Annotated in this window: 7 protein-coding genes and 3 rRNA genes; 7 read left to right on the top strand and 3 right to left on the bottom strand. The window is 65.5% G+C overall.

Annotation, left to right across the window (positions count from 1 at the left end):
• Positions 1-148 precede the first annotated feature (148 nt).
• Positions 149-685, top strand: a complete 537-nt coding sequence (locus IM697_RS15810; RefSeq protein ID WP_194048320.1) for an NUDIX domain-containing protein — start codon at positions 149-151, stop codon at positions 683-685.
• A gap of 3 nt (positions 686-688) precedes the next feature.
• Here the strand turns inward: IM697_RS15810 and IM697_RS15815 are convergent, their stop codons facing one another.
• Positions 689-3,055: a glycoside hydrolase family 31 protein gene (locus IM697_RS15815; protein WP_194048321.1), complete on the bottom strand. Its 2,367-nt coding sequence runs from the start codon at positions 3,053-3,055 to the stop codon at positions 689-691.
• 212 nt (positions 3,056-3,267) lie between these two features.
• Between IM697_RS15815 and IM697_RS15820 the strand changes: the two genes are divergently transcribed.
• Positions 3,268-5,235, top strand: coding sequence for an acetoacetate--CoA ligase (locus IM697_RS15820; RefSeq protein WP_194048322.1), 1,968 nt, complete (start codon positions 3,268-3,270; stop codon positions 5,233-5,235).
• Positions 5,236-5,371: 136 nt separating this feature from the next.
• A complete protein-coding gene (locus tag IM697_RS15825; protein ID WP_194048323.1) occupies positions 5,372-6,265 on the top strand; it encodes a hypothetical protein in 894 nt (297 codons plus the stop codon).
• Positions 6,266-6,334: 69 nt separating this feature from the next.
• Here the strand turns inward: IM697_RS15825 and ptsP are convergent, their stop codons facing one another.
• On the bottom strand, positions 6,335-8,005 hold the full coding sequence (gene ptsP, locus IM697_RS15830) for a phosphoenolpyruvate--protein phosphotransferase (RefSeq protein WP_194048324.1): 1,671 nt from the start codon (positions 8,003-8,005) through the stop codon (positions 6,335-6,337).
• An 82-nt stretch (positions 8,006-8,087) separates the two neighbouring features.
• Positions 8,088-8,537 carry a PTS sugar transporter subunit IIA gene (locus IM697_RS15835; RefSeq protein WP_194048325.1) on the bottom strand — a complete coding sequence of 150 codons (450 nt, stop codon included), beginning with the start codon at positions 8,535-8,537 and terminating at the stop codon, positions 8,088-8,090.
• A 528-nt stretch (positions 8,538-9,065) separates the two neighbouring features.
• Between IM697_RS15835 and IM697_RS15840 the strand changes: the two genes are divergently transcribed.
• The 4 genes from IM697_RS15840 (at position 9,066) to clsA (ending at position 14,901) form a co-directional block, all read left to right on the top strand.
• Positions 9,066-10,592 (top strand): 16S ribosomal RNA (locus IM697_RS15840).
• A gap of 278 nt (positions 10,593-10,870) precedes the next feature.
• Positions 10,871-13,992 (top strand): 23S ribosomal RNA (locus IM697_RS15845).
• A gap of 72 nt (positions 13,993-14,064) precedes the next feature.
• A 5S ribosomal RNA gene (rrf, locus tag IM697_RS15850) occupies positions 14,065-14,181 on the top strand.
• The 16S, 23S and 5S rRNA genes sit together here, the layout of an rRNA operon.
• Positions 14,182-14,292: 111 nt before the next feature.
• Positions 14,293-14,901, top strand: coding sequence for a cardiolipin synthase ClsA (clsA, locus tag IM697_RS15855; RefSeq protein WP_194048326.1), 609 nt, complete (start codon positions 14,293-14,295; stop codon positions 14,899-14,901).
• Positions 14,902-14,947: the final 46 nt, after the last annotated feature.

Raw genomic sequence — 14,947 nt, forward strand, 5'->3', positions numbered from 1 at the left:
CCCGGTCACTGGTCTGACGGAACGTCAGAAGTGTGCCATGGGCACCTCGAAAACGGCAGGGCGTCCCGGCACCTTCGAAAACCCTCACGGGGCACTGATGACCGGCCCGCGGAAGACGCTCCTCCGCTCATCGGATACAGTCCGCCGCGTGTCCGAAACTCATCACTCCGTTCCCAACTCCGCAGCGGACTCCCACTGTTCGACCTGCGGCGCGCCCTACGGAGAGGGCGTATCCGGCTGGCCGCGCACCTGCCCGGTCTGCGGCGCCGTCGCCTACCGCAATCCGCTGCCGGTGGCGATCGCACTCCAGCCCGTGTACGACACGAAGGGCACCGCCCTGGTCGTCATCACCCGAACCATCGCCCCCGCGCGCGGAGGCATCGCCCTGCCCGGCGGCTACATCGACCACCGCGAGGACTGGCGGCAGGCCGTCGTCCGCGAACTCAAGGAAGAGGCCGGCATCGACGCGGCCGGCCGCGACGTGCGCCTCGTCGACGCGATGAGCTCACCCGATGGGCACCTGCTGCTGTTCGGCCTCCTCCCGGAACGGCCCGCGGACCGTCTGCCGACGTCCGCCGCCACGGACGAGACCGAGGGCTGGCACCTCCTGCGCAGGCCGGAGGAGCTGGCCTTCCCGCTGCACACGGTGGCCGTACGGGCGTTCTTCGAGGGCCGCTACATCTGAAACTCAGCCGGCGTCGAGCCCGCGTACACGCACCGGCCGGGGCGACGGGACCATGCCGTCCTCCTGCTCCAGCTCGACGACCACCTTGCGTCCCTTCCAGCGAGTGACATAGCGCTCGAACTCCGGCTCGTCCCAGTCGGCACCCGTGTCCGGCACGACCAGCCCGCCCCCGGTACGTTCCCGGGCGGGCGCCCACACCTCCAGTTCCAGCCCGCCGTCGTCCCCACGCACGGGGACGACGGCACCCGCGCGCGCGAGCACGGGAATCCGCGACATGGGCGCATCGACGAGAACCTGCCCCGGCCCTTCGTACGCTCGCCCCGTCGCCGTGTCGTACCAACGCCCACGCGGCAACTGCACCGCACGCCGCTCCAGGCCCGGATCCAGCACCGGCGCCACCAGCAGACAGTCACCCAGCACAAACGCATCCTCGCAGTCGCGCAGCGCACGGTCCTCGGGCGTCCACCACCACAGCGGACGTACATACGGCGTCCCCGTGCGCCGGGCCAGATGCGCCAGCGTCACGAAGTACGGCAGCAGCCTCCTGCGCTCGACGAGCGCCACGCGCGCGTGCTCCAGTACATCGGGACCGAACTCCCACGGCTCCCGGCGTCCGGCCCGCAGACTCGCGTGCGTACGGAACAGTGGGAGATACGCGGCCAACTGGAACCACCGCAGATACAGCTCCGGCGACGGACTCCCGTCGAAGCCACCCACGTCCGGACCCGAGTAGGGCACCCCGCACAGCCCGAGCCCCATGACCAGCGACAGCGACGCCCGCAGCCCGGGCCAGCCCGTGGCCACGTCCCCGGACCAGGTCCCGCCGTAACGCTGCATACCGGCCCATCCGGAGCGCGAGAAGACGAAGGGCCGCTCCTCGGGTGCCAGTTCGCGCAGACCCTCGTAGCCGGCCCGGGCCATGCACAGGCCGTAGACGTTGTGCGCTTCCCTGTGGTCGCCGCCCCGCCCCTCCAGGCAGTGCCCGGCCGAACGCGGCAGCGTCGACTCCCCGAACGCGGTGAACGAGGTCGGCTCGTTCATGTCATGCCAGAAGCCCGAGAAACCCTGCGTCAGCCGCTCCTCGTACAGACCGCCCCACCACTGCCGCACGCGCGCGTGCGTGAAGTCGGGGAACACCGCCTCCCCGGGCCAGACCACGCCCCGCACGAGCTCCCCCGAGGCGTCCCGCACGAACGCGTCCTCGGCCGTCCCGCTGTCGTACACGGCATTGCCCGGCGCGGCCTTGACCGCCGGGTCGACGATCGACACCAGGCGGATCCCGTCCCGCCGCAAGTCCTCGGCGAGCTGTGGCAGTTTCGGGAAGCCGTCATGGTCGACCGTGAACACCTGGTGCTCGTCGTAGTGGTCGATGTCCAGATGCACCGCGTCCAGCGGCAGGTCCCGGTCCTGGTAGCCCGAAACGATCCGCCGCACCTCCTGCTCGCTGCCGAACCCCCACCGCGCGTGATGGTGGCCCAGCGCCCACGCCGGCGGCAGCGCGGCCGCACCCGTCAGGGAGGCCCAGACGAGCAGCACGCGCGCGGGAGCGCCCACCATCACCCAGCAGCGCAGTGGACCACCGTCCATCCGCAGCTCACTGGTCCCCGCCCGATCATGGCCGGAACCGGCTCCCTCCTCGCCCTCCCGCAGCGTCACGGTGCCGTCCCACGAGGTGTCGTGGAACACCAGATGCGTGGCCGCGTCGGCCACCACCAGCTGCACCGGCATGGTGATGTACAGAGGGTCGTCACCGGGACCGAACGGACGCCCGGGGTCGGTGTTCCACAGCCGGTACGTCCCGTCCTTGAGCCGAGGGCCCGACGCCCGCCCCCCGAGCCCGAAGAACCGCGCGTCCGCGGCCACCTCCGACCGCTGCATCCACCGGGCCGGCCCACCCTCGACGGGCTCCCACCAGCGCGGCGGAAGATCGCGGCGCAGTGTCACACCACCGGGCGTCTGCACCTCCACGGCACCGTGCCGCGAGATGACGACCGTCACCCGCTCGGCCACGACCCGCCAGCCACCGTCCTTGTCGGGCTCCAGCACCGCCCGGGGATCCGGCTCCGGACAGCGGCCCGCGAGTGCGTACGACGGCTCGGGATCGGCCCCGTCCCAGCCCCAGAAGACGGCCCCGTTCACCGTGACGCAGATACGCAGCTCGGACCGGCTGAACCGGATGACACCACCACCAGGACCCGGCCGCACCTCCTGCACGGGCCCGGGCACCCGGGCACGCTCGGCACCCCGGGGAGGCAGCCCGGCGGCGTCCGTACGCCTCCTGCGCCACGCCGCTCGTACGGTACGCAACCCCTGTGCCGCCCCCACCGAACCGACCGCCTTCATCGAACGCACCAGGTCACGACCGTCCATGCTGCTCAGCCTGCCATTGTCCGCCCCACACGGGTGTGCCGTTCAACTGCCGTTCACCCGTGCTGGGACCACATCTTCACGACACGGACTATGTGCGGCGGACCCTGGTGCAGAAGTCGATCACATGGCATCGTCCGTGTCATCCGCGTCACGCGCACACCCCAGCCGTGCGCGGAAGACGCACACGACGCGCACAGTCCGGGAGCCGCCCCATGTCGATCGTGAACCCTCAGCCGCTCTGGCAGCCAGATCCGCAGCACATCGCCCGCGCACAGGTCACCAGGTTCCAGGCCTGGGCCGCCGAAAACCACGGCGCCCCCGCGAACGGCGGCTACGCGGCCCTGCACCGCTGGTCGGTCGACGAACTCGACACCTTCTGGAAAGCCCTCACGGAGTGGTTCGACGTACGCTTCTCCACCCCCTACGCGCGCGTGCTGGGCGACCGCTCCATGCCCGGCGCCCAATGGTTCCCCGGCGCGACCCTCAACTACGCCGAGCACGCCCTGCGCGCCGCCGAAACCCGCGCCGCCGAACCCGCGCTCCTCCACGTCGACGAAACCCACGAACCCCGCCCCGTCACCTGGTCCGAGCTACGCCGCCAGGTCGGCTCCCTCGCCGCCGAGCTGCGCGCCCTCGGCGTCCGCCCCGGCGACCGCGTCAGCGGCTACCTCCCGAACATCCCGCAGGCCGTCGTCGCCCTCCTCGCCACGGCCGCCGTCGGCGGCGTGTGGACATCCTGCGCCCCCGACTTCGGCGCCCGCAGCGTCCTCGACCGCTTCCAGCAGGTCGAACCGGTCGTGCTGTTCACCGTCGACGGCTACCGCTACGGCGGCAAGGAGCACGACCGCCGCGACGTCGTCACCGAACTCCGCCGCGAACTGCCGACCCTGCGCGCCGTCGTCCACATCCCGGTCCTCGGCAGCGAAGCCCCCGAAGGCGCCCTGGAGTGGTCGACCCTCACGGCCGCCGACGTGGCGCCCGTCTTCGAGCAGGTGCCCTTCGACCACCCCCTCTGGGTGCTCTACTCCTCCGGCACGACCGGCCTGCCCAAGGCCATCGTCCAGTCCCAGGGCGGCATCCTCGTCGAGCACCTCAAACAACTCGGCCTGCACTGCGACCTGGGCCCCGAGGACCGCTTCTTCTGGTACACCTCGACCGGCTGGATGATGTGGAACTTCCTCGTCTCCGGCCTCCTCACCGGCACCACGATCGTCCTCTACGACGGCAGCCCCGGCTACCCCGACACCGGCGCCCAGTGGCGCGTCGCCGAACGCACGGAAGCCACCCTCTACGGCACCTCAGCGGCGTACGTCATGGCCTGCCGCAAGGCCGACGTGCACCCCGCGCGCGACTTCGACCTCACCAAGGTGCAGTGCGTCGCCACCACCGGATCACCCCTGCCGCCCGACGGATTCCGCTGGCTGCACGACGAGGTCCGCGACGACCTCTGGATCGCCTCCGTCAGCGGCGGCACCGACGTCTGCTCCTGCTTCGCCGGAGCCGTGCCCACCCTGCCGGTCTTCGTCGGCGAGCTCCAGGCCCCCGGCCTCGGCACCGACCTCCAGTCCTGGGACCCCAGCGGCAAGCCCGTCATCGACGAGGTGGGCGAACTCGTGGTCACCAACCCCATGCCGTCCATGCCGATCTACTTCTGGAACGACCCCGACGGCAGCCGATACCACGACAGCTACTTCGACACCTACCCCGGCGTATGGCGCCACGGTGACTGGATCACGGTCACCTCACGCGGCTCCGTAGTGATCCACGGCCGCTCCGACTCGACACTCAACCGCCAGGGCGTCCGCATGGGATCGGCCGACATCTACGAGGCGGTGGAGCGCCTCCCCGAGATCAAGGAATCCCTCGTCATCGGCATCGAGCAGCCCGACGGCGGCTACTGGATGCCCCTGTTCGTGCACCTGGTTCCCGGAGCGACCCTGGACGAGGCCCTGCTGGGCCGCATCAAGCAGACCATCCGCGAACAGCTCTCCCCACGTCACGTCCCCGACGAGATCATCGAGGTCCCCGGCGTCCCGCACACCCTCACCGGCAAGCGCATCGAGGTCCCGGTCAAGCGCCTGCTCCAGGGCACCCCACTGGAGAAGGCGGTCAACCCCGGCTCCATCGACAACCTCGACCTCCTCCACTTCTACGAGGAACTCGCCCGCAAGCGCGACTGAAACCACACCGGCCTCGGACCCACCGAGCCACGGCGAAGTCCGAGGCCGGCCGCTGCGGGAAGCCACCTCCGCCCCCGTTGTCAGTGCCGCCGATTACTGTGAGTGAGCATTGATCGACAGCACACAAGGGGGAAACATGGCGCACACCGACCACCAGACGATGCGACGCGTCCTGCGCCGCGAAATCGCCGGCACGATCGGCCTGCTGACCGACGAGCACGACTTCCGTGCCATGCGGCGCTACCGCAGTTTCACCTTCGACGACCACAAGATCTATCTGGAACAGGTGGAGGCTCTCCTGAGGACCCGGGCCTCCCAGGGCAGTTGTACGACGATCGCCCTCTTCGACCCGCAGGAGTACGCGGAGTTCTGCGCCGAAACAGGCATCGACCCCGACGCCCCGGCGAGCCGCACTCGTTTCACGGCCGAACTCGCGACCACCGGACCCACCGTCCCCTACGAGGGCCAGCCACTGGCGGACGTCGTCCCCGCCCTCGTCGACGAGGCCGTCCGACAAGCCACCTGGGAGTACGCCTCCACCCTCCTCGCCCGCCTCGGCACCTGCGCCACCTGCGGCGAGGACATCGGCCGCGCCGCCTTCACCCGCGCCTCGAGCCTCCTGATGCGCATCCTCGACACGGCCCGGCCGGGCAGCCGACACCTCGTCTGCAGCGTCACCGGGACCCCGGAAACCCTCGTCTCCGTCCTGCACGCCGACGACGACGCCGAGGGCGCCACACACCTGGACGAGGCCGAAGCCCTGGAGTTCGCCACGGTCCTCGCCCTCGGCCTCGCCACCCGGAGCCCCGGCGGACTCGTGATGCGAACCAGCGCACCCGGCACACCTGACCAGATCTACGGATGGCGCCTGCGCGGAGACGACCTGGAGCCCCTCACCGCGGGCGAGGTCTTCGACGCCTACTGCACCGACATCGACTCCGGAGACCTCATCCCCCCGGAATCAGGCGTCGACTACTGCGTCCCACCGGACCTCGGCGGTGACGAAACGCCACACGAACACCAGCACTGAACACAAGCGGGGCGCTCCACCCGCGGGTGGAGCGCCCCACACGACCGCCATACGGCTGTCCAGCCCCGACTACTCGCCGGAGAGCACCGCCTGAGCGGCGTTACGCGCCTCCTCGGCGCTGTCCGCGGCCCGTGCGGCCGAGGCGGCGCGCTCACACTGCGCCAGCGTGTACTTCGCGAGCGTCGCCCGGACATAAGGAATCGAAGCCGAGCCCATGGAGAGGGAGGTGACACCCAGACCGGCCAGCACACAGGCCAGCAGCGGATCGGACGCGGCCTCACCGCAGACACCACAGCTCTTGCCCTCGGCCTTCGCCGCCTCCGCGGACAGCGCCACCAGGTCGAGCAGCGCGGGCTGCCACGGGTCCTGCAGACGGGACACAGCACCCACCTGACGGTCCGCGGCGAAGGTGTACTGCGCCAGGTCGTTGGTTCCCAAGGACAGGAACTCGACCTCCTGAAGGATCGAGCGCGCCCGCAGCGCGGCGGACGGGATCTCGACCATCGCACCGAACTTCGCCTGCAACCCGGCCTCACGGCACGCGTCCGCGAAGGCCTTGGCATCGGTACGGTCCGCGACCATCGGGGCCATCACCTCGAGGTAGACCGGCAGCCCCTCCGCGGCCTTGGCGAGCGCCGTCAGCTGGGTCCGCAGGACCGCGGGGTGGTCCAGCAGCGTCCGCAGACCACGCACACCCAGTGCCGGGTTCGGCTCATCGGACGGGGTCAGGAAGTCCAGCGGCTTGTCCGCACCCGCGTCCAGGACACGTACGACGACACGACCCTCGGGGAAGGCCTCGAGCACCTGCCGATAGGCCTCGACCTGCTTCTCCTCCGAGGGCGCCTTCTTGCTGTCGTCGAGGAAGAGGAACTCGGTGCGGAACAGACCGACACCCTCGGCGCCCGCCTCGACGGCGGCAGGGACGTCCGACGGTCCACCGACGTTGGCCAGCAGCGGCACCTTGTGGCCGTCGGCGGTGGCACCCGGCCCCGTCGACGCCGCGAGCGCGGCCTTCCGCTCGGCGGCGGCAGCCTCGAGCTGGGCCTTCTTCTCCTCGCTGGGGTTCACGAAGATGTCGCCGGTGCTGCCGTCGACCGCGATGAGCGTGCCCTCGGCCAGCTCACCGGCACCCGGCAGCGCGACCACGGCCGGCACTCCGAGCGCCCGCGCCAGAATCGCGCTGTGGCTGGTCGGCCCGCCCTCCTCGGTGACGAAGCCGAGCACGAGAGCCGGGTCCAGCAGCGCCGTGTCGGCCGGTGCCAGATCGCGAGCCACCAGGACATAGGGCTCGTCACTGTCCGGAACGCCTGGCATCGGAACCCCGAGCAACCGCGCGACGATACGATTCCGCACGTCGTCGAGGTCGGCCACGCGACCGGCAAGGTACTCACCGGCACCGGCCAGCAGCTCGCGGTACGCGGCGAAGGCGTCGTACACCGCCCGCTCGGCCGTGCTGCCCACGGCGATACGCCGGTCCACGTCCGCCATCAGCTCGGGGTCCTGGGCCATCATGGCCTGCGCCTCGAGCACCGCCTGGGCCTCGCCTCCCGCCAGATTGCCGCGCGCCATCAGATCGGCTGCCACAGCTTCCACGGCCTTGCGGGCGCGCCCCTGTTCACGCTCCGCGTCCTCGGCCGGAATCTGCTTGGCAGGCGGCTCGAGGACCGCCGTTCCCATGTGCCGAACCTCGCCGATCGCCACACCGTGGCTCACACCGACGCCTCGCAGCGTTGTCTCCATCTCACCCGTCTCCGATAGTGCGGCGGGTCCCGCCGCCGCGGTGGTTGTCGTCCCTACGTGCCGTCGGACGACGGCACCGAAGTCACTTCCAGGCGAAGAGGCTGTCGCCGGCCTTCACATCGCCGTTGTCACGCAGATCGGAGAGGGCCTCGGCCGTCGCCTCAAGAGCGACGATCGGGCACACCGGGGACTTGCCGGCCGCCTCGACGGCTGCCGGGTCCCACCGCACGATGCCCTGGCCGCGAGTCACGGTGTCGCCCTTGTTCACGAGCAGCTCGAAGCCCTCGCCGTTGAGCTGCACGGTGTCGATACCGAGGTGAGTCAACACCCCATGGCCCTGCTCGTCTACAACGACGAAGGCGTGCGGATGAAGAGACACGATGACCCCGTCCACGGGCGACACGGCCTCGGAGGGCTCACGCACGGGGTCGATCGCGGTGCCCGGGCCGACCATGGCCCCGGAGAAGACAGGATCCGGCACGGATGCCAGTCCGACGGCGCGTCCTGCCAGCGGGGACGTCACGGTGGTCATGGGAAGCCTCCCAGGGGTGGAGATCGTTATGGGCCGTCGCTGACTGCTCCGACGGCACACTGTTCAGCAGGGTATGTCACGTGAAGTGCCGGTTCCGCGCGGGCACTCCAGAGTGGTCTAGACCATATCGTAAACCGATTTGCACGCGCTCTGCGGCCGCGTGTACAGTCGTACTCCTGATTGGGACTGAGTGACGCAGCTAGGCGTCCTTGCCCAGCAGCACCCAACTTGTCAGATCCTATCTCGGGGTCGCCTTCTGCATGCCCGCAGGACGGTGGTCAGAGAGCCGGAAAAACACTGATAGAGTTTGGACCGCCGAAGGGAAGCCCGGAGGAAAGCCCGAGAGGGTGAGTACAAAGGAAGCGTCCGTTCCTTGAGAACTCAACAGCGTGCCAAAAGTCAACGCCAGATATGTTGATACCCCGACGCCGGGATTGTTCCCGGTGGCGAGGTTCCTTTGAAACACACAGCGAGGACGCTGTGAACGGCCGGATCATTCCTCCGGCTGTTCCGCTCCCGTGAAAGGCATTCACGGAGAGTTTGATCCTGGCTCAGGACGAACGCTGGCGGCGTGCTTAACACATGCAAGTCGAACGATGAACCGGTTTCGGCCGGGGATTAGTGGCGAACGGGTGAGTAACACGTGGGCAATCTGCCCTGCACTCTGGGACAAGCCCTGGAAACGGGGTCTAATACCGGATATGAGCCTCCATCGCATGGTGGGGGCTGTAAAGCTCCGGCGGTGCAGGATGAGCCCGCGGCCTATCAGCTTGTTGGTGAGGTAACGGCTCACCAAGGCGACGACGGGTAGCCGGCCTGAGAGGGCGACCGGCCACACTGGGACTGAGACACGGCCCAGACTCCTACGGGAGGCAGCAGTGGGGAATATTGCACAATGGGCGAAAGCCTGATGCAGCGACGCCGCGTGAGGGATGACGGCCTTCGGGTTGTAAACCTCTTTCAGCAGGGAAGAAGCGCAAGTGACGGTACCTGCAGAAGAAGCGCCGGCTAACTACGTGCCAGCAGCCGCGGTAATACGTAGGGCGCAAGCGTTGTCCGGAATTATTGGGCGTAAAGAGCTCGTAGGCGGCTTGTCGCGTCGGTTGTGAAAGCCCGGGGCTTAACCCCGGGTCTGCAGTCGATACGGGCAGGCTAGAGTTCGGTAGGGGAGATCGGAATTCCTGGTGTAGCGGTGAAATGCGCAGATATCAGGAGGAACACCGGTGGCGAAGGCGGATCTCTGGGCCGATACTGACGCTGAGGAGCGAAAGCGTGGGGAGCGAACAGGATTAGATACCCTGGTAGTCCACGCCGTAAACGGTGGGCACTAGGTGTGGGCAACATTCCACGTTGTCCGTGCCGCAGCTAACGCATTAAGTGCCCCGCCTGGGGAGTACGGCCGCAAGGCTAAAACTCAAAGGAATTGACGGGGGCCCGCACAAGCGGCGGAGCATGTGGCTTAATTCGACGCAACGCGAAGAACCTTACCAAGGCTTGACATACACCGGAAACGGCCGGAGACGGTCGCCCCCTTGTGGTCGGTGTACAGGTGGTGCATGGCTGTCGTCAGCTCGTGTCGTGAGATGTTGGGTTAAGTCCCGCAACGAGCGCAACCCTTGTCCCGTGTTGCCAGCAGGCCCTTGTGGTGCTGGGGACTCACGGGAGACCGCCGGGGTCAACTCGGAGGAAGGTGGGGACGACGTCAAGTCATCATGCCCCTTATGTCTTGGGCTGCACACGTGCTACAATGGCCGGTACAATGAGCTGCGATACCGCGAGGTGGAGCGAATCTCAAAAAGCCGGTCTCAGTTCGGATTGGGGTCTGCAACTCGACCCCATGAAGTCGGAGTCGCTAGTAATCGCAGATCAGCATTGCTGCGGTGAATACGTTCCCGGGCCTTGTACACACCGCCCGTCACGTCACGAAAGTCGGTAACACCCGAAGCCGGTGGCCCAACCCCTCGTGGGAGGGAGCTGTCGAAGGTGGGACTGGCGATTGGGACGAAGTCGTAACAAGGTAGCCGTACCGGAAGGTGCGGCTGGATCACCTCCTTTCTAAGGAGCACTTCTCAACCGGGCTTGCCTGGTTCAGAGGCCAGTACATCAGCGAACGTCTGATGCTGGTTGCTCATGGGTGGAACGTTGACTACTCGGCACACTTGACTGGCTTCTCTTCCTAGTACTGCTTCGGCGTGGAACGGATGAAGAAGGAGCAGGGGTGTCGGGCACGCTGTTGGGTGTCTGAGGGAATGAACCCTCGGGAGCCGGAGTCCGGGTAGTTGACGGGCGGCTGGTTGTTGTTTGAGAACTGCACAGTGGACGCGAGCATCTGTGGCCAAGTTTTTAAGGGCGCACGGTGGATGCCTTGGCACCAGGAACCGATGAAGGACGTGGGAGGCCGCGATAGGCCCCGGGGAGTCGTCAACCAGGCTTTGATCCGGGGGTGTCCGAATGGGGAAACCCGGCAGTCGTCATGGGCTGTCACCCGCTGCTGAACTCATAGGCAGTGTGGAGGGAACGCGGGGAAGTGAAACATCTCAGTACCCGCAGGAAGAGAAAACAACCGTGATTCCGGGAGTAGTGGCGAGCGAAACCGGATGAGGCCAAACCGTATGCGTGTGAGACCCGGCAGGGGTTGCGTATACGGGGTTGTGGGAGTGTGCTTGACCGGTCTGCCGGCCGGTCGGAGAGTCAGAAACCGTTGATGTAGGCGAAGGACATGCGAAAGGTCCGGCGTAGAGGGTAAGACCCCCGTAGTCGAAACATCAGCGGCTCTCTTGCGTATTTCCCAAGTAGCACGGGGCCCGAGAAATCCCGTGTGAATCTGGCGGGACCACCCGCTAAGCCTAAATATTCCCTGGTGACCGATAGCGGATAGTACCGTGAGGGAATGGTGAAAAGTACCCCGGGAGGGGAGTGAAATAGTACCTGAAACCGTGTGCCTACAAGCCGTGGGAGCGTCGGATGCAGCTTGCTGCATCTCGTGACTGCGTGCCTTTTGAAGAATGAGCCTGCGAGTTTGCGGTGTGTTGCGAGGTTAACCCGTGTGGGGAAGCCGTAGCGAAAGCGAGTCCGAACAGGGCGTTTCAGTAGCGCGCTCAAGACCCGAAGCGGAGTGATCTAGCCATGGGCAGGTTGAAGCGGAGGTAAGACTTCGTGGAGGACCGAACCCACCAGGGTTGAAAACCTGGGGGATGACCTGTGGTTAGGGGTGAAAGGCCAATCAAACTCCGTGATAGCTGGTTCTCCCCGAAATGCATTTAGGTGCAGCGTCGTGTGTTTCTTGCCGGAGGTAGAGCACTGGATAGGCGATGGGCCCTACCGGGTTACTGACCTTAGCCAAACTCCGAATGCCGGTAAGTGAGAGCGCGGCAGTGAGACTGTGGGGGATAAGCTCCATGGTCGAGAGGGAAACAGCCCAGAGCATCGACTAAGGCCCCTAAGCGTACGCTAAGTGGGAAAGGATGTGGAGTCGCAGAGACAACCAGGAGGTTGGCTTAGAAGCAGCCACCCTTGAAAGAGTGCGTAATAGCTCACTGGTCAAGTGATTCCGCGCCGACAATGTAGCGGGGCTCAAGCGTACCGCCGAAGTCGTGTCATTGCGATATCAACCCCCAACGGGGATCGTGATGGGTAGGGGAGCGTCGTCTGCCGGGTGAAGCAGCCGCGTAAGCGAGTTGTGGACGGTTGACGAGTGAGAATGCAGGCATGAGTAGCGATTCACACGTGAGAAACGTGTGCGCCGATTGACTAAGGGTTCCTGGGTCAAGCTGATCTGCCCAGGGTAAGTCGGGACCTAAGGCGAGGCCGACAGGCGTAGTCGATGGATAACCGGTTGATATTCCGGTACCCGCTGTGAAGCGTCAAACATCGAATCCAGTGATGCTAAGCCCGTGAAGCCGCCGGCTGAGTCTTCGGACGAGGCCGGAGTGGTGGAGCCGGTGACCCGAGCTGGTAGTAGGTGAGTGATGGGGTGACGCAGGAAGGTAGTCCATCCCGGGCGGTGGTTGTCCCGGGGTAAGGGTGTAGGACGTCAGGTAGGTAAATCCGCCTGGCACGTAGTCTGAGACCTGATGCCGAGCCGATTGTGGTGAAGTGGATGATCCTATGCTGTCGAGAAAAGCCTCTAGCGAGTTTCATGGCGGCCCGTACCCTAAACCGACTCAGGTGGTCAGGTAGAGAATACCGAGGCGTTCGGGTGAACTATGGTTAAGGAACTCGGCAAAATGCCCCCGTAACTTCGGGAGAAGGGGGGCCACGCCTGGTGATCACTCTTGCAGTGTGAGCTGGGGGTGGCCGCAGAGACCAGCGAGAAGCGACTGTTTACTAAAAACACAGGTCCGTGCGAAGCCGTAAGGCGATGTATACGGACTGACGCCTGCCCGGTGCTGGAACGTTAAGGGGACCGGTTAGCTTGGATTCGTCCAGGCGAAGCTGAGAACTTAAGCGCCAGTAAACGGCGGTGGTAACTATAACCATCCTAAGGTAGCGAAATTCCTTGTCGGGTAAGTTCCGACCTGCACGAATGGCGTAACGACTTCTCGACTGTCTCAACCATAGGCCCGGTGAAATTGCACTACGAGTAAAGATGCTCGTTTCGCGCAGCAGGACGGAAAGACCCCGGGACCTTTACTACAGTTTGATATTGGTGTTCGGTTCGGCTTGTGTAGGATAGCTGGGAGACTTTGAAATGCGGACGCCAGTTCGTGTGGAGTCGTCGTTGAAATACCAGTCTGGTCGTGCTGGATGTCTAACCTGGGTCCGTGATCCGGATCAGGGACAGTGTCTGATGGGTAGTTTAACTGGGGCGGTTGCCTCCTAAAGGGTAACGGAGGCGCCCAAAGGTTCCCTCAGCCTGGTTGGCAATCAGGTGTTGAGTGTAAGTGCACAAGGGAGCTTGACTGTGAGACCGACGGGTCGAGCAGGGACGAAAGTCGGGACTAGTGATCCGGCGGTGGCTTGTGGAAGCGCCGTCGCTCAACGGATAAAAGGTACCCCGGGGATAACAGGCTGATCTTCCCCAAGAGTCCATATCGACGGGATGGTTTGGCACCTCGATGTCGGCTCGTCGCATCCTGGGGCTGGAGTCGGTCCCAAGGGTTGGGCTGTTCGCCCATTAAAGCGGTACGCGAGCTGGGTTTAGAACGTCGTGAGACAGTTCGGTCCCTATCCGCTGTGCGCGTAGGAGTCTTGAGAAGGGCTGTCCCTAGTACGAGAGGACCGGGACGGACGAACCTCTGGTGTGCCAGTTGTTCTGCCAAGGGCATGGCTGGTTGGCTACGTTCGGGAGGGATAACCGCTGAAAGCATCTAAGCGGGAAGCCTGCTTCGAGATGAGGACTCCCACCTCTATAAGAGGGTAAGGCTCCCAGTAGACGACTGGGTTGATAGGCCGGATCTGGAAGCACCGTGAGGTGTGGAGGTGACCGGTACTAATAGGCCGAGGGCTTGTCCATAGAGGCTCGCGTCCACTGTGTTGGTTCTGAGACAACGACCGTGTCATCGTCCGGTCGACAGTTTCATAGTGTTTCGGTGGTTATAGCGTGAGGGAAACGCCCGGTTACATTCCGAACCCGGAAGCTAAGCCTTACAGCGCCGATGGTACTGCAGGGGGGACCCTGTGGGAGAGTAGGACGCCGCCGAACTCCTTTTAGAGCTCTGGCTCTTGGGCATATGCAGCCCAAGAGCCAGAGCTTTTTTGCGTTGAGGTAGGGTCAGGGAGCATCGTAGGTACGTTTCCCACAGGAGGCCCCCGGGTGGAGGTCCAGGAGACCCGTGTCCAGACGGACCGGGTCCTCACCATCCCCAACATCCTCAGCATGGCGCGGCTGCTTGGCGTGCCGCTGTTCCTGTGGCTGATCCTCAGGCCCGAGTTCGGCGGGCCGAAGAGCGATGGCTGGGCCCTTCTGGTGTTGGCTCTGAGCGGCATCAGTGACTACCTGGACGGCAAGCTCGCGCGGCGCTGGAACCAGATCAGCAGCCTCGGCCGGCTTCTCGATCCGGCGGCCGACCGGCTCTACATTCTCTCGACATTGGTCGGTCTCACCTGGCGCGAGATTCTGCCGATCTGGTTGACCGCTGTACTTTTGGCGCGAGAGCTGCTTCTGCTGGTGATGGTGGGCATCCTCAGGCGTCATGGCTATCCGCCGCCGCAGGTGAACTTCCTTGGGAAGGCGGCCACGTTCAACCTGATGTATGCCTTCCCGTTGCTGTTGCTCAGTGACGGAAGTGGATGGATCGCGTCACTCGCTGCTATTTTCGGATGGGCGTTCGCCGGATGGGGTACGACGCTGTACTGGTGGGCAGGAGTCCTCTACGTGGTACAAGTCCGCCGTCTGGTCCGAGCGGACGCCATGGCCGAGTGAACCCGCGGATTGAACGGGCGTAACGGCTCGATGGCCCGCGGCGGAA

Source organism: Streptomyces ferrugineus (genome assembly GCF_015160855.1).
GTDB classification, from domain to species: domain Bacteria; phylum Actinomycetota; class Actinomycetes; order Streptomycetales; family Streptomycetaceae; genus Streptomyces; species Streptomyces ferrugineus.